Annotated in this window: 16 protein-coding genes and 1 pseudogene; 9 read left to right on the forward strand and 8 right to left on the reverse strand. The window is 62.3% G+C overall.

Going from position 1 to position 20,880, the window contains the following annotated elements; translation table 11 throughout:
* Positions 1-72 precede the first annotated feature (72 nt).
* Positions 73-2,508, reverse strand: a complete 2,436-nt coding sequence (locus tag B840_RS12645) for a phosphoketolase family protein (RefSeq protein WP_042622829.1) — start codon at positions 2,506-2,508, stop codon at positions 73-75.
* A gap of 182 nt (positions 2,509-2,690) precedes the next feature.
* Positions 2,691-3,101, reverse strand: a complete 411-nt coding sequence (locus B840_RS12650; protein ID WP_042622855.1) for a four-helix bundle copper-binding protein — start codon at positions 3,099-3,101, stop codon at positions 2,691-2,693.
* 370 nt (positions 3,102-3,471) lie between these two features.
* Here B840_RS12650 and B840_RS12655 point away from each other — a divergent pair, with 370 nt between their 5' ends.
* The gene (locus tag B840_RS12655) at positions 3,472-4,080 is read left to right on the forward strand and encodes a YdhK family protein (protein ID WP_042622830.1); all 609 of its coding nucleotides are present in this window, start codon (positions 3,472-3,474) and stop codon (positions 4,078-4,080) included.
* 422 nt (positions 4,081-4,502) lie between these two features.
* Here B840_RS12655 and B840_RS12660 read toward each other — a convergent pair whose 3' ends face one another.
* Complete coding sequence (locus B840_RS12660) at positions 4,503-5,123, reverse strand: class I SAM-dependent methyltransferase (protein WP_011867702.1); 621 nt, start codon at positions 5,121-5,123, stop codon at positions 4,503-4,505.
* 90 nt (positions 5,124-5,213) lie between these two features.
* On the opposite strand from B840_RS12660, the gene B840_RS13355 reads away from it, so the two are divergent.
* A complete protein-coding gene (locus B840_RS13355) occupies positions 5,214-5,603 on the forward strand; it encodes a type II toxin-antitoxin system prevent-host-death family antitoxin (protein ID WP_084603127.1) in 390 nt (129 codons plus the stop codon).
* A gap of 250 nt (positions 5,604-5,853) precedes the next feature.
* On the opposite strand, the gene B840_RS13645 is transcribed toward B840_RS13355, so the two are convergent.
* Both B840_RS13645 and B840_RS13000 read right to left on the reverse strand, forming a co-directional pair.
* Positions 5,854-6,150: a hypothetical protein gene (locus B840_RS13645; RefSeq protein WP_052491233.1), complete on the reverse strand. Its 297-nt coding sequence runs from the start codon at positions 6,148-6,150 to the stop codon at positions 5,854-5,856.
* Between the two features lie 283 nt (positions 6,151-6,433).
* Positions 6,434-6,886: a hypothetical protein gene (locus tag B840_RS13000; RefSeq protein WP_156971987.1), complete on the reverse strand. Its 453-nt coding sequence runs from the start codon at positions 6,884-6,886 to the stop codon at positions 6,434-6,436.
* A gap of 267 nt (positions 6,887-7,153) precedes the next feature.
* Between B840_RS13000 and mobF the strand changes: the two genes are divergently transcribed.
* From mobF to B840_RS12695, 5 genes are all read left to right on the forward strand, one after another.
* Positions 7,154-11,167: a MobF family relaxase gene (mobF, locus tag B840_RS12680; protein WP_084603129.1), complete on the forward strand. Its 4,014-nt coding sequence runs from the start codon at positions 7,154-7,156 to the stop codon at positions 11,165-11,167.
* A 193-nt stretch (positions 11,168-11,360) separates the two neighbouring features.
* The gene (locus B840_RS12685; RefSeq protein ID WP_042622832.1) at positions 11,361-11,948 is read left to right on the forward strand and encodes a ParA family protein; all 588 of its coding nucleotides are present in this window, start codon (positions 11,361-11,363) and stop codon (positions 11,946-11,948) included.
* On the forward strand, positions 11,945-12,175 hold the full coding sequence (locus B840_RS12690) for a ribbon-helix-helix protein (RefSeq protein WP_042622833.1): 231 nt from the start codon (positions 11,945-11,947) through the stop codon (positions 12,173-12,175). Before B840_RS12685 ends, B840_RS12690 begins: the two co-directional genes overlap by 4 nt.
* A gap of 70 nt (positions 12,176-12,245) precedes the next feature.
* Positions 12,246-12,413 (forward strand): toxin-antitoxin system HicB family antitoxin, encoded by a 168-nt coding sequence (locus B840_RS13995; protein WP_156971988.1) that lies wholly within the window; start codon positions 12,246-12,248, stop codon positions 12,411-12,413.
* A gap of 395 nt (positions 12,414-12,808) precedes the next feature.
* Entirely contained in the window at positions 12,809-13,744 is a 936-nt protein-coding gene (locus tag B840_RS12695; RefSeq protein WP_052491236.1) for a replication protein RepA, read from the forward strand.
* Positions 13,745-14,616: 872 nt separating this feature from the next.
* Here the strand turns inward: B840_RS12695 and istB are convergent.
* Both istB and istA read right to left on the reverse strand, forming a co-directional pair.
* Positions 14,617-15,351 (reverse strand): IS21-like element helper ATPase IstB, encoded by a 735-nt coding sequence (gene istB, locus B840_RS12705; protein ID WP_211255114.1) that lies wholly within the window; start codon positions 15,349-15,351, stop codon positions 14,617-14,619.
* Positions 15,348-16,818, reverse strand: a pseudogene (gene istA, locus B840_RS12710) (IS21 family transposase). Before istA ends, istB begins: the two are co-directional and overlap by 4 nt.
* Positions 16,819-17,332: 514 nt before the next feature.
* On the opposite strand from istA, the gene B840_RS12715 reads away from it, so the two are divergent.
* A complete protein-coding gene (locus B840_RS12715) occupies positions 17,333-17,668 on the forward strand; it encodes a transposase (RefSeq protein WP_042622836.1) in 336 nt (111 codons plus the stop codon).
* A gap of 700 nt (positions 17,669-18,368) precedes the next feature.
* Here B840_RS12715 and B840_RS12720 read toward each other — a convergent pair.
* Positions 18,369-20,249, reverse strand: a complete 1,881-nt coding sequence (locus B840_RS12720) for a heavy metal translocating P-type ATPase (protein ID WP_042622837.1) — start codon at positions 20,247-20,249, stop codon at positions 18,369-18,371.
* Positions 20,250-20,553: 304 nt separating this feature from the next.
* Between B840_RS12720 and B840_RS14000 the strand changes: the two genes are divergently transcribed.
* On the forward strand, positions 20,554-20,682 hold the full coding sequence (locus B840_RS14000) for a hypothetical protein (protein ID WP_255312486.1): 129 nt from the start codon (positions 20,554-20,556) through the stop codon (positions 20,680-20,682).
* Positions 20,683-20,880: the final 198 nt, after the last annotated feature.

Genomic DNA, 20,880 nt, shown 5'->3' on the forward strand with positions numbered 1-20,880 from the left:
TCATAGGGCAAAGTGGCGAGATGATTCGACGACAAGGGCGGTGATGTCTTCCGAGGATGTGACGGTGCCATGTTAGACCGGTTCCTCTCGTGCTTCCTGCTCGCATCGAAGGCCGGGGCCGGGGACAGCTGACCATTGCCAGTTGCTGATTTCCGGCATGTCTTCGCCGTGGGTGCGGATGTACTGGTGGTGTTCGATCAAGGCGTTCTTGAATTTTTCGCGCACGGTGGCCGACACGTCCTTGAGCCGGGGCACTCTGTCAATCACAGCCATGGCCAGATGGAACCGGTCGATCCGGTTGAGTACGCACATATCGAACGGTGTCGTCGTGGTGCCTTCCTCTCTAAAGCCGTGAACGTGGAAGTTGCCGTGGTTGGTCCGCCGGTAGGTGAGCCGGTGGATCAACCACGGATAACCGTGGTAGGCGAAGATCACTGGCTTGTCCGTGGTGAACAGCGCGTCGAAGTCGGTGTCCGACAGCCCGTGCGGGCCTTCGGACTCGTGTTGCAGCCGAAGGAGGTCTACGACGTTGACCACCCGGATGGACAGATCCGGGAAGTGGGAGCGCAAAAGGTCCACGGCGGCGAGGGTCTCCATGGTGGGAACGTCCCCGGCACAACCCAGCACCACATCCGGTTCCGTGTCCGGGTGTGTGCTGGCCCAGTCCCAGATGCCGATGCCCTTGGTGCAGTGAACGATGGCGTCGTCCATGTCTAGGTATTGCAGCTGTGGCTGTTTGCCGGCGACGATGACATTGACATACTGACGGCTGCGCAGACAGTGGTCGGCCACCGACAGCAGCGTGTTCGCGTCCGGTGGTAGGTATACCCGGATGACCTCGGGTTTCTTGTTGAGCACATGGTCGATGAAGCCGGGATCCTGATGGGAAAAACCATTGTGGTCCTGCCGCCAGACGTGGGAGGTCACCAGATAGTTCAAGGAGGCGATCGGCCTGCGCCACGGGATGCCATTGGTCGTGTCCAGCCACTTGGCATGCTGGTTAAACATCGAGTCCACAATATGGATGAAGGCCTCATAGCAGGAGAAGAACCCGTGCCGACCGGTGAGCAGGTAGCCTTCCAGCCAACCCTGGCAGGTGTGCTCGGACAGGATTTCCATGACTCGCCCATCACGGGCCAGATGATCATCCCCGGGGACTGTTCCGACGTTCCAGGCCCGGTCCGTGGCCTCCAAAACCGCTGTCAGGCGGTTGGAGTTGTTTTCATCCGGGGCGAAGACACGAAAATTGTGCAGATTTGTAGCCAGAATGTCCCGAAGCATCTGCCCGAGCACTCGGGTTGCCTCAACCTGACCGGTCCCGGGTTGTTCTACCGGGACAGCATAGTCGCGGAAATCGGGTATCCGCAGGTCCCGCAATAAAGTGCCGCCATTGGCATGGGGGTTGGCACTCATCCGTCTGTCCCCGGGAGGGTGCAGAATGCGGACCTCTTCGACCGGTTCCCCGGAGTCGTCGAAGAGCTCCTCCGGGCGGTAGCTGCGCAACCAGTCCTCCAGGATCTTCCGGTGGCTATCGTTTTCCCGTGCCGCACTGAAGGGAACCTGGTGGGAGCGCCAGGACCCTTCCACGTCCTGCCCGTCCACTTCGGCCGGGCCGGTCCATCCTTTGGGGGAACGCAGCACAATCATCGGCCAGCGGGGCCTTTCCGTCTCTCCGCTTTCGCGGGCACGGTGCTGGATCTCCCGAATGTCATCAAGACAGGTGTCCAGTGCTCGGGCGAAATCCTGGTGCATCTGTTCCGGATCGTGACCCTCAACGTAGTAGGGAGTATGCCCGTAGCCGCGCAGCAAGTCGTCCAACTCGTCATGGTCAATCCGTGCCAGGACGGTGGGACTAGCGATCTTGTAGCCATTGAGGTGCAGGATCGGCAAAACGGCTCCGTCGCGTGCGGGATTCATGAACTTATTGGAGTGCCAGCTGGCTGCCAGCGGGCCGGTTTCCGCCTCCCCGTCGCCCACCACGGCCGCAACAATAAGGTCGGGGTTGTCGAAGGCTGCCCCGTAGGCGTGTGAGAGAGCGTATCCCAGTTCCCCCCCTTCGTGAATGGAGCCAGGGGTTTCCGGAGCCACATGGCTGGGAATACCCCCGGGGAAGGAAAACTGCTTAAACAGCTGTTTCATCCCCTCCAGGTCCTGGCCCACGTCTGGGTAGGTCTCGCTGTAGGTCCCTTCCAGCCATCCCGCCGCCACCGGGCCTGGACCGCCATGGCCGGGGCCCATGATGTAGATCATGTTGAGATCGCGTTTGATGATGCTGCGGTTTAAATGCGCGTAGATGAAGTTCAACCCCGGGGTGGTGCCCCAGTGCCCCAACAATCGAGGTTTGATGTGTTCGGGCTGCAACGGCTCGCGCAGTAGGGGATTGTCCATCAGGTAGATCTGTCCGACGGACAGATAGTTCGCTGCTCGCCACCAGGCGTGAAGGTGGGTGAGTTCGGTCGGTGTCAGGACACCACCATCAGAGTGCGTTCTAGCAGTGTTATTTATCATGTCCTCTGTGCTTTCCCTCGGATTGTCGATGATCTGAGCTACTGCCCTGCACTTCGTGGCCAAAACCGCAGGAGCGGAAGACTAGTGCTGGAGCAACGTCTCGTTCACAATGTTCCGGGAGGTCGAAAACCCCTGCATAGGAAAGATATGGCGGAAACAGTGAGCGTGGTCGTGGGTCGGGGTTAGTCCAAGGTGGCCAGCAGCTCAGTACAGGCCTGCTCGCACCGGCGGCAGGCCTCGGCGCAGACCGTGCAGTGCTCGTGCATCTCAGCGTGGCGGGCGCATTCTTCTCCACAGGCCTGGCAGGCAGTACGACAAGCCTCCAGGACGGAGCGGATAAGGGTGACATTCCAGTCGGTGGGCCGGGAGAGCATCCGGCCGGTGGCCGTACAGATGTCAGCACAGTCGAGGTTGAGGCGGATGCAGGTGGTCAGCTCCGCGACCATGTCCTCACCCAGGCAGGCATCCGCGCAGGCGGTGCAGGTCTGGGCGCACTCGAAGCAGGCGGTGATGCATTCGGCCAGTTTGTCCTTGTCGATCTGGCCTAGGTCCTTCGGGTGGGTCTCCAGCATGGCGCGTACGTGATGGGTCATGTCGTGCTCCATATCTCAATTCGGTCCGGAAAGGCGGGCCGGTCGAGCCGACCGGCCCACACCCTCGACCCTAGAGGCCCGACTGGCCGGAATCACGGGCTGGACCATGAAGATTTCATGAAGAACCCCAACCTCCACCTAGCGGCTACCAGCCGCTAGAAACTCCCTAAGTAACGTGGCGAATGCTCGGCCGTAGCTACGCCGAGTGGGTCGGCCACAGGCTCCCAAGAGCCGGACGCTGCCCTACCCACAGCCTCCACCCAGTGGCACCTATCGAGCAGGAGGAGTGATAAACCACGACGCACTTGAAGCACCATCCCTCGCTGAGTCTCAGCTCCTGCACCAACCAAGAAACCTAGAAAGCATTATCATGAAGCGCACCATTGCCCTCGCCGCCCTCGCCCTGACCTCCTCCCTGGCCCTGGCCGCCTGCACGGACGACACTGCATCCGATGCCCCCGAGACCACGACCACCACCACCTCGGAGACGGCCACACAGTCCTCCGAGGAGACTGGCATGAACGATCAGATGGGTGCAGAGGGCCATGACCATCCGGCTGATGGTGGGCAACCCCCGGCAGGGATCGCAGCAGAGGAAAATCCCACCTACCCGGTGGACACCGAGGTCGTCCTCACCGCGGACCACATGCCGGGCATGGAGGGTGCTGAGGCGACGATCGCCGGTGCGTTTGACACCACGACCTACTCGGTCAGCTACACCCCCACCGACGGCGGGGACCCGGTCACCGACCACCGGTGGGTGGTCCACGAGGAGCTTGTCGATCCGGGCCAGGCCCCCCTGCCGGAGGGGTCCGAGGTCGTCTTGGATGCCGAGCACATGTCGGGAATGAAGGGTGTGGAGGCCACCATCGACTATTCCACGGATGAGACGGTCTACATGGTTGATCTCACCGTCGACGGGATGACCATGACCAATCACAAGTGGGTCACCGAAAGCGAGATCGCCCCGGCAGAGTAAGACCCACCAACCGCAACCTCAGCACCCCGGGCTCCTCCACCATCTGGTTGAGGTCCCTGGGTGCTTACCTCTTTGGTTTCTGCCCTAGGACGAGTTAGTCCTCGTCCTGGGTGAGCACCTGTCGGGCCAGTCGGTAGGCGTGGTCGTTCCATCCCTGGCGGACGACGTCGCGGACGAGTCAGGAGCATCCCACCGGTGGTGGCTGCCCGTGACGGGGATGTTCCCTTGGTGACGGCCGCTCTAGACGGCGTGGCGGATGTCCTCTGAGTGGGCAGAGACGGTACATCGTGGCCCGCTTGTCTGCCGGGTGAACCGGCCATAGCCATCAGGATGCGAAATGAGCCCCACACCAAATCCCGCACCGGTCATCGTCACCGGGGATGACCTGGTCTCATTGGTTAGAGCTTATCTTCGCGAAGCAGCTACGTACCGTGCCCAGAGTTACTCGGGTTGTGGTCGGTGATACTCGACTTGTGTACTACGAACCGCAGGACCAGACCCCCGCCAGTGGAGCGAAGGCGGAGTGGGTCCAGACCAGCTTGTTCCAGGGCGGATTCGAAGGCATCGGCCTCGATGAGGCGGTGCGGGGAGCCATCGACCCGGTGAAGCCAGCCCGCGACGCGCGAGGAGAGCAGGTCATATCCCACGAACAACCCGCCTGGGCGCAGGACCCGAGCCACCTCAGCCACCGCCTGCTCCCACTCGACCACGTGATGGAGCATGAGAAAGCTCACCACCATGTCGAAGGACTCGTCTGCAAAGGGCAGGGCAGTGGCATCAGCCTGACGTGCCTCAATGGGCAGTCCTGCGAGGGATCGCTGCGCGGCCTGGACCATGGCCGGATCGACGTCGGTCGTTGTGAGGTTCACCTGCCCGTGGGAGTGGATGATTGCTTCAGCCATCGCTCCGCTGCCACCGCCGATCTCCAGAACGCGTCCAGCGAGGGAGCAGTCCTGAGTCGCCCAGGGAATCATCCTCGGGGCCAGAAAATGCCACAGTGCACTGCGGCAGAACAACGCTTCTGCGGTCGACATCCGGGGCATGGCTTCCTCGTATCTACGGGGCAGTCTGAGATCGGATCAGTTTCCCGGCGGTAATACCGAACCGCATTGGGCTGCTATGGCTCTACAAACATGCCACCGTGTCGCCGATGTTACCCGGCACAGCAGTCCGTATCGCCGCGCGAGCCAACGTTTCACCTGCTGGGAGTAGGGCGTGTCCGCCACGGTGAAGAAGCTGTCCGCAGTCTCCTGGGAGAGCTGCGTAGAGACCTGGGAGAGGTCGTCAACCGGGTGAGGTTTGCCGGTGAACGTGCGGCCGTGACCCGCCACAGTAAGACCGTGGCAGCCATGGTGTCCGTCGAGGACCTGGAACTGCTCGATGAGCTGGAACTGCTCGATGAGCTGGAACTGCTCGATGAGCTGGAACCTAGCGCTGATCTGGAGGCGCTGCGCCAGGCTCGACGTGAGGATGATGGGGCCCGTATTTTCCTGGAGGTTTTCCTCAGCGGCCAGGCCTTCTGACCCGTCCGGAGGGAAACCTGCGCCGGCCCCGGCTCGTTCTTGCTTCCACACGGATGCGGGTGCGGGGCACTGCATCCGGTGAGGAAATCACCCCAGTATCTCCATGGCTCCTTCGGGCGTGCGAGATCATCCTGGACGCCCTAGTGGGTGCTTCCAGGTACCGCACCCACTAGGGTCTCTGACCGGAACCCAACACAAACAACAGCACCCCATCCATGACGGTTTGAGGCGCTGCTGTTTCTTCCCTTGGTCACCATAACCCAGGTTGATCCTCGGCGGCTGGAAGGCCTCCTTGGGCGGCCCGGAGAGCCTGCTCATTCCACCCATCGAGCACGGCGTCCCGGACGCGGAAGGACCGGGCTGCGCGATCAAAGCTGGCGACGACTTCGTGGTTGGAGGAGTGCCGGCCCAGCGCCACGGCCCGGGCGAGATTGATGGCCTGGGTGGTTAACCGAAGATGCCCCTCGCCGACGCGGACGCACAAGGGTTCGCAGCAGTAATGCTCCCCGACCAGGCCGACGGGAAGTTCCCCGCCGTGGGCGATCATCAGGGCTACGCGGTGGGCGGAGACAGTACGTCTCCGGCGGTCCTGTTGCCAGGTGAATCGGCCGTAGCCATCAGGCGAGGAGATCGCCCCGACCCAGATCCAACACCGGTCGTCATCCCCGCGGACAACGTGTTTCCAGAAGCGCTGCTGGGCACGCTTGCTCAGTGGCAGATCGGGGTCGGGGATGACCGGTACCCGCGAGCCAGAACCGGACCGTCTGGGTATGGCTGGGGGTGCGGGAAACAGCCCGTCGTCAAGCACAGATCACTACTCCGTCGATGCGCTACTGCGCGTGGGCGCGGTCGCCAGCATGCGCGGCCTCGGGGTCACTGTCTGCATCGCCGGTGATGTCCAGGTCGTCTCCCCCATGGGCAGAGACGTGCCCGTCGTGGGACCCGTCTGCCCCGCCATCTGAGGTCACCTCCACGTCGCCTTCTCCGACCTCAACTACCGCCTCCTCATCGAGGGTCTCAGCGTCGGTGGCGGCCCGCATCGCCGCGGATATCTCCCGCGGGGTCAGCCCTGATCGGTCCGCAATATCGGCGCGAGACAGCCCCATCCCGCGCAGCTCGTTGAGCGCCTGTCCCAGGCGGATCTCTGCCTGGTCCCGGGCATCCACCGCGGTGAGTGCTTCGGTGAACAGATCGACCTGACGCTTGATCTTGTCCTGGTCCGCTTGCACGGCCAGGCGTGCCCGCTGGCGGGCATTGAGTGTTCCTTTACGAGCTACAGCCATGATCAACCACTCCCCTTGCATCTCGCACGCGTCGTTTCCTGTTCCTGGGTTCGACCCTAGCGCACCCGCCCGACACCCGCCGCCCCTCTGCTCGCCCACTCATGTCCTCACCGGTCCCCGTCATAGCCCTTGGCCTCTCGCTACGCTCTAGCTAAATAAACCGCTACACACCTATTGCAGATAATCTGACTGTCGGTTTTCCCAGCTCACAGCGCCGCCTTTCCCCTCGCCTTTCAGCGCCCCACCAATCACCGTAAGCTCGAAGCCATGATGTCAGTTCGGGTGGTCAACGCGGGAGATGGATACGCCTATCTCCTTGACTCTGTGGCCGCCCACGACGACACCGGAAGTGCCGGCACCTCGCTGTCTGATTACTACCAGGCCACCGGCACCCCGCCCGGGCGCTGGTTCGGCAAAGGGATCGGCGGCCTGGGTGCTACCACCATCGGTTCTGGTGTGGCTGTCGGTGAGGCGCAGATGGCCGCACTTTATGGTGAAGGCCTGCACCCGGACGCCGACCACAAGATGCTCCACGAGGGCGCATCCCTCAAGGATGTCCAGCTCGGTCGGCGCTTCCCCATCTACACCAAGGGCGTACCGGTGCTCGAGGCGGTCAAGGCGGCCGAGGCGGAGTTTCTCACCGCTCGGGGACGTCGTCCCAGCACCGAGGAACGCAACATCATCGGCCTGGAGATCGCCCGCCCCCACTACGAAACCGCACAGGGACTGACCACCAGTTCCCCGCGGGAAGTGCTGGCCTGGCTGAATGATGAGAAGAACAACGTCAAGCAGGCCACCTCGGGGGTGGATCTGACGTTTTCGCCGCAGAAATCCGTCTCCGTCCTCTGGGCCCTGGGCGACGATGCCACCCGCCAGGCAATCGAGGAGATCCACCAGGAGACGGTCACCGATTGCCTGTCCTGGATCGAAGACCACGTGTTGTTCACCCGCACCGGTCATCGTGGCGAACGACAGATCCGTGCACGCGGCATGATCGCAGCCACCTTCGTCCACTTCGACACCCGAGCAGGCGACCCGGACCTGCACACCCACTGTTTGATCTCCAACAAAGTCCAGGCCGACCCGACCACACCCGGGATGACGAAGGCGGAGGCGGATAAGTGGCGCAGCATCGACGCCTCGCACTTGTTGAAGAACTCAGCCCTCGTGGGTCAGCGCTACCAGCAGCTGCTCAACCAACGCCTCACGCAGCGCCTCGGGCTGGAGTTTCGACCCCGCGTGACCGTCGATGAGAAGGCGCCGGTGTGGGAGGTCGCCGGCATCGATGACGGTCTCATCGAACACTTCTCCTCGCGTCGCACCATGGCCCGGCCGGTCTACGAGCGCTACGCCGCAGAGTATGCCGCAACCCACGGGCATGCGCCGTCGGATCGGGTGCGCTACGGCCTGTGGCAGCAGGCCATTCTCGATACCCGGGATGCGAAAAAGCCCGCCCAGTCGCTGGAAGATCACCGCGCCCAGTGGGCCACCATGGCAGGCGGCCAGCACCTGTCCGCGGCCCGTCTTGCCAAGCAGGCATCGGCGCGTGAGATGTTCCCTCCTGCAGGCACCACAGCCTATGAGGAGGCGGTCGCTCATCTGGCGCATCAGGCCACCGAAGACACCCGCACCAGACGCGCGGAGTTCTACCAGCGCCACCTGACCACCTCAGTGACCATGCGCATGAACCAATGGCGCTTCCCCGACGAGGACACCGCCGAACAGGTACGTCACGATACCGTCCGCTTCGCCCGCGAACACCTCATCGTCGCGCTCACCCCACCGGCTGATCAGATACTCCCGGCCGCGTTGCTGCATGCCGATGGCCGCGCCATCGACCAGGACCACGACGCCGAGATGCTCACCGCCACAGCCACCCTGGCGGAAGAGTCGATTGTGCTCGACGCGGTCGGGGAACCGACCGCACACATCGCCACCCGCACCAGCGTCACCCAGGCACTGTCGGAGCATGCCACCACGTCCGGGTTCGAGCTCAACGAAGGCCAGAAACTTCTGGTCTCCCACCTGACGGAATCCGGCGCCCAGCTCACCGCCGGTGTGGGCCCGGCCGGTACCGGCAAAACCGCATCCATGGCCGTCGTCGCCCGCATCTGGCAGGACCAGGGCCACCAGGTCATCGCCCTGGCCCCCTCGGCGACCGCCGCCCAGCAACTCGGGCACGACATCAACACCCCCGCCCACACCCTGGCCTCGCTCACCTACCGCTGGCGCGGCATGGTCGGCGACCACCCACGCAGCCTCGACCACCTCGGCATCACCCTCAAACCCGGTGACATGCTCCTGCTCGATGAAGCCGGCATGGCCACCACCGCCGACCTCGCAGCACTGGTGGAGATCGCCCAGGCCTCCGGTGCCGTAGTCCGCATGGTCGGTGACCCCCACCAGCTCGACGCCGTAGAAACCGGCGGACTCTTCCGCACCCTGGTCAAACGTGACCAGTCGGTCGAACTCGACCAGGTCATGCGCATGGGCGCAGACACCGCCCAAGCCACAGCCGGCCTGGCCATACGCCACGGTGACGCAACCGGCCTTAAGCTCTACCACTCCCGTGGCTGGGTCCACCACGGCGCACGTAGCGATATGGTCACCGCCGCCGCCCACGCCCACCTGGCTGATGAAGCCGAAGGGCATACCGGCATCCTCATCGCCTCCACCCGAGCCGATGTCGACGCCGCCAACCAGATCATCCGCGATGCCCGCTGTCAGCGCGGCCTCATCGACACCGACGGCCCCCAGATCACCCTGGGCACCGGACACCAGGCAGCACGAGGTGATGTCATCCTCACCCGCAGGAACCAGACCATTGGTGGGCAGCGCGTACTCAACGGCCACCGCTTCACCATCACCCACATCCGCCAGGACGGCTCCCTCGAGGTGACCTCACAAGAACGCCGCCGGCCGCTGATCCTGCCGGCTCAGTACGTCGCAGAGCATGTCCAGCTCGGCTACGCCGCAACCGTGCACCGCGCCCAGGGAGTCACCGTCGATATCACCCGCGCCATCGTCGGCCCGGAAACCGACCGACGCGGCCTGTACGTCGCACTCACGCGCGGCAAAAAGCAGAACCATATCTATGTTGCCGAAGACACCCGGATCGATCTGGATTCCGAGGACGCGCACTGGCATATGTCCGGCGAACACCACGCCCTAGACCACCACGACATCCTCGCCCGCATCGTGGCCACCGATGACGGTCACCGCAGTGCGCATGACCTACATCGTGCAGAACTGGCCCACGCCACCAGCCCCGAGCGCAAGCGTGAGCTGCTAGCTACCGCCACCGATGTGCTCACCACCTCGTGGCGTCGCACCCAGCTCGAACCCGAGGTCCGCGACCTGCTCGACGCCCTGCCGGTCACACTCACCGCACCGGTGGATGAAGACCAGGCCGTCGAGCGGATTGCGACCACGGCTGTGCGTCTGGCTCGTCACCGCATCGACTACCGCGACCTCATCGGTGAAGCCACCGCCAACCTGGAAGGTTCCCGCGATGTCGCAGCCGTCATCGCCCACCGCCTCGAGTCACACCTCCCCGCTTCTGCCCCTAAGCTGGCCGCCCTGCCCCCGCGCCATATTGGCCAGGACGTCGAACTCTACGACTGGGCCACCACCACCCGTGACGAGCTGGCGCGCGACACTGCCCGGACCCTACGGCCGCTGAATGCTCCCCTGCCTGAGCGCGGGGAGATCCACGGCCAGGACTTGAGCAACACGGATCTGCGCGGGATGCAACTGACGGGCGTGAAGTTCATCGACTGTGACTTGCGCGGTGCCGCCTTCGACGACACCGACTTCCACCAGGTCTCCTTCACCTCCTGCCAGATGCAGAACACGAGCTTCACCTCCGCCCGCTTCGGCGTCGGCGATGGCCCCTTCCGAGTTATCCCCCTGCTCGACTGTGACCTCAGCGGTGCAAACTTCACCGATGCGCAGCTGGTCCGCACCCGGTTCACCACATGCTCGCTGACCGATGCCCGCTTCACGGGCGCACAGATCGCCGGACGCTTCCAGTACGTCGATCTCACCGGGGCAGATTTCACCGACGCCCACGCCAGCACTCACCTCAGCGTCGCGGACTGCGTCCTCGACGAGAACGCCCCAGAAGCACTGCACGAGGCCCAGGGTGAGACAGTGGCCGACCGCGAGCGCGCCCGCCAGAACCGGATGAGAAATGATCATGCCGCGCAGGAGACCTACGCGGCACCCACCCAGCACCAGCAGCAGGTCGTCGATCACACCCAAGGTGGTCTCGAACTGTAACCACGCCCGCAGCGACGAGGAGACATGTCAGCAGGATCGGAGGGAATGAGAGAAGGGCAGGGCGGATTCGTGCCCGACCTGGGTATATAAACCTGAGCAACGATCTTTACCCCTTGTGATGTACATACATCATGATATATTGAATCTTGATGTATGTACATCAAACTGTACCCCACTACAGAAAGGTCGTCCGATGATAATCGGAATCGTCAACGGCAAAGGCGGGGTAGGAAAAACTACCACCGCCATCTACCTCGCCAAGTCATTCACCGACAAAGGACATAAGGTCGCAGTGATCGACCTCGACCTTCAAGGTTCCGCCTCCGATTGGGCCGATCGCGCCGAAGCTGCCGGCACCCCCCTCCCCTTCCCCGTCGAGGTCTCAAACCTCAAACGCTTGCCCCGCACAATTTCTGCCGTAGGCCAAGATGCCATCGTCATTCTCGACACTCCGCCTGGAGATGCTCGTTCCATCGACGCAGCCATTGAGGCCTCCGACTTCATTATCGTTCCTACTCAGGCCTCGAGCATTGAAGTTGCCCGAGTCTGGGAAACCCTCCCATCGCTGAACGGTCTTCCGTTTGGAGTTCTTATCACCTCCGCCCGCCTGGGCACTCGCAACCTCGAGGCTGTCGCCGAAGTCCTGAAGGGGCAAGAGGTCCCAGTATTCGACGCGCGAATTCCCCTGCGGGAAACTATCCGCGACACGTTCGGCACCGTGCCCACCAAGAGCGAAGGTTACGAAAAGGTTGCCCAGGAGATCCTGGAGGCCTTCCAATGAGTGATAAGAAGTCGAAGTTTCAGCCGCCCGCAGCCACCAAGCCCGCCGCTCGGCGGAGCATGCAGGAAGCTTTCCATGATGGCGAGGAGCCTACGACCATGTTCACGCTCCGCATGAACAGCGACCTTCACCGGCGGCTCAAGCTCCGGGCCGTGACCGAAGGGCGTCCCATGAAGGAAATCCTCGAGGACCTGCTCCGTACCTACCTCGACGAGAATAAATCATGATGTATTTACATCAGATGTAAATACATCAATACACCAGGATGACTTTCATTAAACCGCCGCTCGGCGGAGCATGCAGGAAGCTTTCCATGATGGCGAGGAGCCTACGACCATGTTCACGCTCCGCATGAACAGCGACCTTCACCGGCGGCTCAAGCTCCGGGCCGTGACCGAAGGGCGTCCCATGAAGGAAATCCTCGAGGACCTGCTCCGTACCTACCTCGACGAGAATAAATCATGATGTATTTACATCAGATGTAAATACATCAATACATTGGGAAAGTTCCCATTCCCTCAAGGACGGAGTGGAATCCAGGAAACTTTTCAGGATGGGGAGGGGGTGACCATAATGTTCAACCTTCGCGCCAACAGGGACCTCCACCCCGACCCCTTGGGCATGGCCGAAGAACGCCGAAGAAAGAGGCCCCTCAAAGGCTGCGGAACACCTACCGGAAAGACTGATAAATCATGATGTATTTACATCAGATGTAAATACATCAATACATTTATTAAAACGTGCCGGTTCGTCCCCCTCAGCAGGAATGGGGACTGCTACCGTCAAATAAATGAAAGCCGGGCGCTGCACCACCAGCCCCGGCCACGACCCCACAGAGTTCAAAGAAAGTGTGAGGATTTATGGAAAACTATACTCCGGCGAGGGTCGGGGAGGGAAAATACGCTGACGCCCCTGCCCTATTAGACGCCGAAGCGGTAGATCAGCAAGACATCGGTTACACCAGCCGTATATTCGTTCAGGCGTTATTTCCTTACCGAAGGACAGACGATCTCATCCGTCAGGTCCAAAATGGCCCGAACCGTATTACCGTCACCTCGCCAGATGGGCTTCCGTACGGGAAGTACCCTCGCTTAATCATGGCCTACATCATCACTCAGGCTGTTCACCGGCAAGACCTCCCTGAAGATGAGGCACGGCGGATCCCTCTCGGACGCTCGATGAATGCTTTTCTTGAGCAGATCGGCCTCATGAGCCGCGGCACGGGGGGCCAACGGGGGACTGTGACGTTGATACGGGAGCAGCTGCGCCGAATTACGAGCTCCTCAATCAAGGTTGAAAAGATTTTCCGGACGCAAGAACGGGATCGGGGCCGCGGAAAATCTATTGACATCACCGATGAGTACGACCTCTGGTACGACGCGGAAAACCCCGACCAGACTACAGTCACTGAGTCTTACATCGAGTTAACCCGGGAGTTTTACCAGCAGACGATTGAAGCTCCTATCCCCATCGATCTGGAAGTGCTCAAGCAGCTGGGAAAACCTCGAGCGATCGACATATATGTTTGGCTGGCGCTCAAGAAGTACTGGCTGTCTAAATCCTCGCATCGCGATTTTACTTTCACGTGGGACACGCTTGCTCTGCATTTTTCCCCCAAGGAGCTTACGACCCGCTACGAACGATCCGACTTCCGTAAAGAAGTCCGGAAGTGCATCGCCTCTATCGAGGAACTCTGGCCCGAAGTTGGTGCGGAGGTGACGGATGAGGGGCTGCTACTTCACCGAGGAGATCCCCCAGTAAGGCCCAAGCCATCCCGGCGAGAACTACATCGGTAAGCAACGGATACCCGCGCCCAGCGCGGGTTTTTTCGTGAGGTGAGCGTGCGCAGATTCACCCCACGCTTCGCAGTGTAAGCCGGCCCAAATAGCATTTCCCCTGGTGAGCGTGCGCAGATTTACCCCACGCTGAAATGCGCGTGCGCAGATTTACCCCACGCTCTGCGCAGATTTACCCCACGCTCTGCGCAGATTTACCCCACGCTCTGCGCAGATTTACCCCACGATTTTCCGTTATCCACAGGCTTTGAGCTGCGGTTATTTTTTATTCACCCCGTCTTCTATAACAGTATCCAGTAAAACAATATGTCCCAGGGTAAAAGGTCATCTTTTATCGCTGATGAAGGTGAAAATAGCGGTCTGGATCGAGGCTGGCGCGGCGCCGCTGCGCGACGCCTTGCCCCCAAACATCGTGGGGCACCTCTTCCATCACGGACACTTCATCCGAGATGCGTTGATGAGAAGAGCCAGGCTCGCGGAGGACACGGTGTCTCTGGAGACGGTGGGATTATGCTCCGCAGCCTGACGGTGGGGGAGTGAGTCGGTTTGTCCTTCGGACGTGCCAGCAAGCATGGAGCTGGGGATCGCCCTTCAGGTCCTGGTCGGTGAAAGCAGGATCCCGCAGGATCGGGAGGGAGTACATCGGGCTGAGCTCAGCAAGCGAGAACACCTGTCGACATGGAACCCGGGCTTCCCCTTGACCTGGGCTGCTCTAGCCGTGGTGTCCCTCGTGCCCACTGTGGTGGGCAGCAGATGTACACACCGTGTACCAGCCTGGAGGAACACCACCAGGTGTGTTTTGTCAACTTTTTGCCTGCCAAAAGAGCGCGGAAAACCCGGCCACCTCAGCGGGTTTTCCGGCCATGTGAGCGTCAGGTCATCAGGGCGTGCTTGACGCGGTAGGACTCGCCCGTGAAGTGCAGGAGCCTGCCGTGGTGGACGATCCGGTCGATGACCGCGGCGGCCATATGATCATCACCGAAGACGGCACCCCACTTGGAAAACGCCAGGTTCGTCGTCAAAATCAAACTGCGCTTCTCGTAGGCGTCGGCGATGACCTGGAACAATAATCTGGCTCCCTCGGTGTCGATGGGCAGGTAGCCGAATTCATCGATGACCAGCAGCCGATTCTTGGCCAGGCTGGCCAGTTCCTTATCGAGCCGGTCGGCCTCTTTCGCCCGGCGTAGATGCGCAACCAGGGAGGCGGTGGTGAAAAACCTCGCGGGGATGCCCGCCTGACAGGCCTGGGCGACTAAGGCGCAGGCCAAATGTGTTTTCCCGGTGCCGACATCACCGTAGAAGACCAGATCACCACCGGTGTCGAGGAAGTCCAGGCAGCGCAGCTGGTCACGGCCGTAGCCGTCAGGGAAGCCGATGTTGCTCCAGTCGTCACCGTCGAGAGTCTTGATCATGGGCAGCTTCGCCGCGCGAAGTAGCCGGGTACTACGGGCTGTGTGGCGGGAGTGCTGCTCGGCGATGAGCAGCCCGTGGAGGTACTCGCGTTGTTTCGGGGTGCCTTTCTCAGCCCATTCCGCGAGCACCGCCGCCGTCAGCGAGGTGGCTTTACCTGCGGTGATGATGTCGACCGCAGTGATAGGTTCCGTCATGCCCCCACCTGGGCTTTCTGCTTGTTGGTCAGGTGTGTCCGGGTGGTTTTCGGCAGCAGGTCATAGATCGACAGATCCACATCCGTGGCGGCAGGTTCCGCACCGTGGGCGATGCGGCGGGCGAGCATCCCCAGTCCGGGGCCGGCGGGATCCTGTCCCACCGCGATCAACTGCTCACAGGCGGTGATGGCGTTGGTGAAGGAAGTCGCGGTGCTGGCCTGGTTGATCCCTGCCAGCATGCGGGCACGGTCGGTGGCGTCAGCGGCGTCGAGCACGTCACGGACGGTGCCGGGTACCAGGGGGCGGACCGGGGAGTTGGTCCAGGCCCCGGGCTTGGCGATCAACGCCGGCAGCAGTGATATGGGGGTGAAGATCGTCTGATCCTGGTGGTCATAGGACCTGGGGAAGGTCACCACCGGGCGGGAGGTCTCATCCAGGATGTCGATGACGTCATGGCGGATCGCCACCGTCAGCGCCCTGCTGCCGAATGAGGGGCCGGCGAGGTAGAAGTTGTCGTCGACGGTGATGGTGCCGGTCTTGTCGGCCTTGCGGGATTCATAGCGCACCGGATCAAAACCGACGCCGGGCAAGTCCAGGCAGGCGGCGACATCCTCGGCGAACAACTCGATGATGGGTTGCTGTTTGCGCCAGTGCGGTGTCAACGCCAGCTCCTGACATTTGGTCAGCAACGTGGTGTTGAGCCCGGCCAGGGTGGTGGCCACAGGTTCGGGGACCATGAGGTTGCGGCGCAGGAACCCGACGGCGTTTTCCACGTTGCCTTTCTCATGACCGGAGTACGGGTTGCAGTAGCGAGCCGTGGTCCGGTAGTGCAGCTTGAACGCGGCGAATAACTTGGACTCGATGACCTTGGCCCCGGTGCGTCGGCCAACACCGGTGGCGTTGTCGAAGATCAGTTGTCCGGGCACGCCTGCGATGTGTTCGAAGATGGTGCGCAGTCCATGGCAGACGCATTCGGCGGTTTCCCCACGGTAGGCCTGGATGAAGCGCATGTTCGAGTAGGGGAACGTCACGATGAGGATGTGCAGGTTCATACGTTCGCCGTCGATGATGGCGTCGGCCTGCCCGAAATCGACCTGGGCGGTGCCCGGGGCCCAGGTCAGTTCGATGTAGCCGTCACCGGGCTGGCGGTGGGCCTGGCGCCAGGCCTTGATGTAGCGCTGAACAGGTGAATACGAGCCGGTGTAATCGTATTCGGTCACCAGGCGGTCGAAAACGCGTCGGCTGGTGTGACGTTGCTTCCGGGGGCGTTTCTTATCGTCGTCGAGCCAGCCGTCGATGATGACCTCGAGCCCGTCGAGGACTTTCGATCCGGGGCGTTTGACCGGTGCGGGTGGTGTCGGGGAGAAGTCCTCGATGCTGGTGTATTTGGCCACTTCAGTCGCGGCTGACGTTGAGTCGGCGGGCGATGTCGCGGCCGGAGACTCCCTGGGAGTCGAGTCTCCTGATATCTTCTACAACGGCTCACTGGGTACCGCCATCTTCTTTCGGGTTCCTTATCTCTTAGCGCTCCCGCTTGTGAAAAGGGTCGGGAAGCGTCGAGGAGGAACCTATCTAACGGTGGCGGGGCCTGTGACCATTGGCTTTAGGTCACAGCCGTGGATGGGGTGCGGGCCCGGCCACCTGGGGTGAGTGTGATCGTGTCTTCGGGGATAAATACACCGGCAGCCGTCGCCGACGGGAAGTTGGCGGGTGTGCGGTGGGGTGGCTGGTTTTCCGTGCTCTTTTGGCAGGAAACCAGCCGCTGAGATGGCCGGGAGTTGTTGCTCAACCGGCCTACAAAGAGTTGATCACACACACGCGGTGCAGGACGTCGAGCCGGTTGGCATGGCCGGGGCGGTTGGTGACAAAGGCCTGGACCCGGCGGCCATCGACATCCGTGATGCGCAGCTGGGGCCTGACCCCTGTTTGGTGGACACGCTGACCCTGGCCCAGAATGGGCCGGAGAATGCGAGAAACTCTCATGCCGAAGAACACCTACACCGATGAGTTCCGGGCTGACGCGGTCCGACTCTACGAAGACACCGAAGGTGCCTCATTTACCTCGATCGCTGAGGACCTCGGGATCGGACGGGCGACGTTGAAGAACTGGGTCTACGCGGCCCGCAAGAGCCGTGGCATCCAGCCAACCAGCACCGCCGAGGACCCGGCCGATGAGCTACTGCGCCTGCGCAAGGAAGTCCAGCACTTGCGCTCGGAGACGCAGAAGTTGTCGACCGAGCGAGACATCCTGCGTAAGGCCGCGAAGTATTTCGCCGCGGAGGCCGGGGCGGGCTGGTCGTTGTGGTTCATGCGGTGAGTGGTCCTACAGGGCTCGGAGGTCGGGGAGGATCACGGCCGGGAGGACGGAGCCCGGGTAAGTGCTGCGCGGTCGGCAACAGGCCCCTTCTCCCGCGTCATACGCGAGAGCCTGCGGCGGGTGTCACCGGCAGACCTCGTCTACGGCACGGGGCGGTCACCGGGTAGGTGAGAGCCACATAAGAAAAGGTGTACTTGTGTTTATCACAACAAATCGCCCGCACCTATTCCCTGCCCCCATATAGATAGGGCAATACTAAAGATGACCACAAGGTCGGGATATCAATATCCGCCCTGGACCATGGGGAAGAGCTCTTGCACTTCCTGGAGTGGTGCTCGTGGTGACCTGCGCCGTGCGGGAGGCTCTCCACCATGCGCCCTGCCTCCCCGGAAGTAATCGCATCCGTCGATGACGAGAGATAGGGTGCCCCCTGGGATGGTCGTCAGTCACTCCAGGGAATGCCCCCTCCTGCCGGTGAGTGATTTCGGGGCTCGCCATGATCGGCCGGCCGCCCTTTGCCCCACCAGCCCAGGCGGAGCGGTCCGGCGTCGAAGTCAGAAGGCGGTTGCACATCTGTCCCACGTCGTCTGCATGACCGCTTTCCTGCCCGTCCAAGGGAAGTGGGAAACCCAGACAGGGGAAAGCCCCACCGGGAAAACCTGGAGGAAAACCGGCGGGGCTGGCTGTGGCGGTTGTGTCGTTAGGCGCTCAGCGTCTCCTTCGCGGCGTCAGCAGTGCTGACGTCTGCCTTGTCCCTGTCCTCCTGCTTGAGGGTGGGGCGCAGCAGCAGCATCGCGATGGCGATGACCAGCAGGACGGACGCTTCGTGGACGAGCATGCCAATCGACATGGTCACTCCTCCGAGGAGCACGCCGGCCAGGAGGATGGCGACGGTGGCCAGGGCGATGGCGATGTTGATCCGCATGGTGCGCACGGTGCGCTGGGCCAAACCCAGGGCGTAGGGCAGGCGGGGGAGTTTGTCGGCCATCAGGGCGATATCGGCTGTCTCGATGGCGGCAGGTGAGCCAGCAGCCCCCATGGCGATGCCGATGTCGGCCTGGGCGAGTGCCGGCGTGTCGTTGACACCGTCGCCGATCATGGCCACGGTGCGGCCCTGGGCCTGCAGGTCCTTGACGATAGTGAGCTTGTCCTCGGGCATGAGTTCGGCCCGGACCTCGTCGACCCCGAGTTCGGCGGCGACGTTGCGGGCCACCCGCTGCGCGTCACCGGTGGCCATGATCACGCGCACACCCTTGTCATGCAGCGATCGGATAGCGGCCGGTGCGTCGTCACGGATGGTGTCGGCCACGGCGACGATGCCGATGGCGCGTCCGTCGACACCGACGTACATGGCGGTCTTGCCCTGGTCATTGAGTTCAAGGATGCGGGTGGTGTCCGGGGCGTGGTCGAGCAGGTCGGCGGAACCGACGGCGACGGTATGGTCGTCGACCTTCGCGATGATGCCCTTGCCGGTGACCGGTTTGGCTTTCTCGACCATTTCGATGGTCAGTCCCTTGTTCTCCGCGCCGCGGATGATGGCCTCGGCCAGGGGGTGCTCGGAGGCGGTTTCGGCACGGGCGGCCAGGGTGAGCACCTCATCGTCCGAGTAGGCAGGGTCGAGGACGTCGACGTTGGTCAGCTCGGGGCGGCCGTTGGTCAGGGTGCCGGTCTTGTCGACGACCACGGTGTCGACCTTCGCGGAGGTCTCCAGGTATTCGCCACCCTTGATGAGCACCCCGTCCTTAGCGGAGCGTCCGATACCGGCGACAATCGAGACCGGGATGGAGATGACCAGCGCCCCGGGGCAGGCGATGACCAGCAGGGTCAAGGCCAGTTCCACATTGAGGGTGATCAGGCCAACGGCGAGGGCGGCGACCATCACACCGGGGGTGTAGTACTTCGAGAATTTCTCCAGGAACGTCTGGGTCTTGGCCTTATCGTCCTGGGCGTCTTCCACACGGTGGATGATCTTGGCCAGTGTGGAGTCCGAGCCGATGCCAATCGCCTCGATGCGCAGCACCCCGGAGCGCAGCCAAGTACCGGCGAAGACCTCCGAGTCCTCGGCCTTCTCAGCGGGTACGGATTCCCCGGTGATGGTGGCCTCGTCGACCCCGCCGTGACCGGAGAGCACGCGTCCATCGACGGGGATCTGCTCGCCGTTTTTCACGAGCACGACGTCACCGGGGGCCAGTTCCCAGATCTCAACGGTTTCGGGCTCACCGTCGCGCAGCACGGTGGCGGTCTCGGGGGCAGCGTCCACCAGGTCCGACAGTGCCTTGCGGGTGCGGTTCATGGTCGCCTTCTCCAGGGCCTTGCCCAGGGCGAAGAGGAAGGTGACGGCGGCGGATTCCCAGTAGTTGTTGATGAACAGCGCGCCGATGGCGGCGACGATGACCAGCAGGTCAATCGAGATCATCCTAATGCGCAGGGCCTGGACGGCGGAGACGGCGATCTGCCAGCCGGCGACCACCGCGGCGGCGATCATGAATCCGTCTGACAGCCACCCAGCGGGGGTGAGCCAGGACAAGATAATCAACAGGCCTGAGACGGCGACCACGCCCCAGGTTTTCCAGGTCTTCATGATGGGTGTCCTTTACTTTTTGAGGGTCTTTTTCTTGTGACACTCATTAAGTTAGGACAATTCCGGAGAAACTTCCTTGACCTGGATCAATTACCCACACACCTCCGACCTGACGAGGTGGAGCAGAAGAGCATGCCACGTGGCCTGTCAACGCCAGGAACCCACCAGCACCGCACGGTGCTGGTGGGTTCCTAGCGTGGAGATGACGTGGCGTCGATCATGCTCCTTTCCCGGGTACTCGGATAGGGGGTGTTTAGTAGGCCGAGGGTTTGGCGGTACAGCCGGCGGCCATGAGAGGGCCGGTGTGAGTGCTCAGCCATTCCCGGATCGGGTGGCGGCCGTGTGGGTCGGGCGCCGCAAGGGAGGGGAACAGGGCGAGGTCGTCATCTACGCGTCGCTGGTAGGCGTCACGGGTCTCCTTGAGATGTCCTAGGTGATAGTGTCGTCCTGGCCCGCAGGACGGCTCACGCGGTACAACGCCGCCCCACTGTGATAGGCGGGAGTAGCCGTTGCGTATGACACCCTGGATGTCGCCTGTATTCAGGGCTCGAGTTCTTGCGAGAAGATTCGGTCCCTGTCGTTCACGGGTCGGTGTGGGCATGAGGACAGCGCGGCTCCCACTTCGGAAAGA

Source organism: Corynebacterium marinum DSM 44953, from assembly GCF_000835165.1.
Lineage (GTDB): Bacteria > Actinomycetota > Actinomycetes > Mycobacteriales > Mycobacteriaceae > Corynebacterium > Corynebacterium marinum.

Bases quoted from the DNA above. Each gene is read 5' to 3' on its own strand.
- B840_RS12645 (WP_042622829.1), bottom strand. From the start codon at position 2,508: ATGATAAATAACACTGCTAGAACGCACTCTGATGGTGGTGTCCTGACA.
- B840_RS12650 (WP_042622855.1), bottom strand. From the start codon at position 3,101: ATGACCCATCACGTACGCGCCATGCTGGAGACCCACCCGAAGGACCTA.
- B840_RS12655 (WP_042622830.1), top strand. From the start codon at position 3,472: ATGAAGCGCACCATTGCCCTCGCCGCCCTCGCCCTGACCTCCTCCCTG.
- B840_RS12660 (WP_011867702.1), bottom strand. From the start codon at position 5,123: ATGCCCCGGATGTCGACCGCAGAAGCGTTGTTCTGCCGCAGTGCACTG.
- B840_RS13355 (WP_084603127.1), top strand. From the start codon at position 5,214: ATGCCACCGTGTCGCCGATGTTACCCGGCACAGCAGTCCGTATCGCCG.
- B840_RS13645 (WP_052491233.1), bottom strand. From the start codon at position 6,150: ATGATCGCCCACGGCGGGGAACTTCCCGTCGGCCTGGTCGGGGAGCAT.
- B840_RS13000 (WP_156971987.1), bottom strand. From the start codon at position 6,886: ATGGCTGTAGCTCGTAAAGGAACACTCAATGCCCGCCAGCGGGCACGC.
- mobF (WP_084603129.1), top strand. From the start codon at position 7,154: ATGATGTCAGTTCGGGTGGTCAACGCGGGAGATGGATACGCCTATCTC.
- B840_RS12685 (WP_042622832.1), top strand. From the start codon at position 11,361: ATGATAATCGGAATCGTCAACGGCAAAGGCGGGGTAGGAAAAACTACC.
- B840_RS12690 (WP_042622833.1), top strand. From the start codon at position 11,945: ATGAGTGATAAGAAGTCGAAGTTTCAGCCGCCCGCAGCCACCAAGCCC.
- B840_RS13995 (WP_156971988.1), top strand. From the start codon at position 12,246: ATGCAGGAAGCTTTCCATGATGGCGAGGAGCCTACGACCATGTTCACG.
- B840_RS12695 (WP_052491236.1), top strand. From the start codon at position 12,809: ATGGAAAACTATACTCCGGCGAGGGTCGGGGAGGGAAAATACGCTGAC.
- istB (WP_211255114.1), bottom strand. From the start codon at position 15,351: ATGACGGAACCTATCACTGCGGTCGACATCATCACCGCAGGTAAAGCC.
- B840_RS12715 (WP_042622836.1), top strand. From the start codon at position 17,333: ATGCCGAAGAACACCTACACCGATGAGTTCCGGGCTGACGCGGTCCGA.
- B840_RS12720 (WP_042622837.1), bottom strand. From the start codon at position 20,249: ATGAAGACCTGGAAAACCTGGGGCGTGGTCGCCGTCTCAGGCCTGTTG.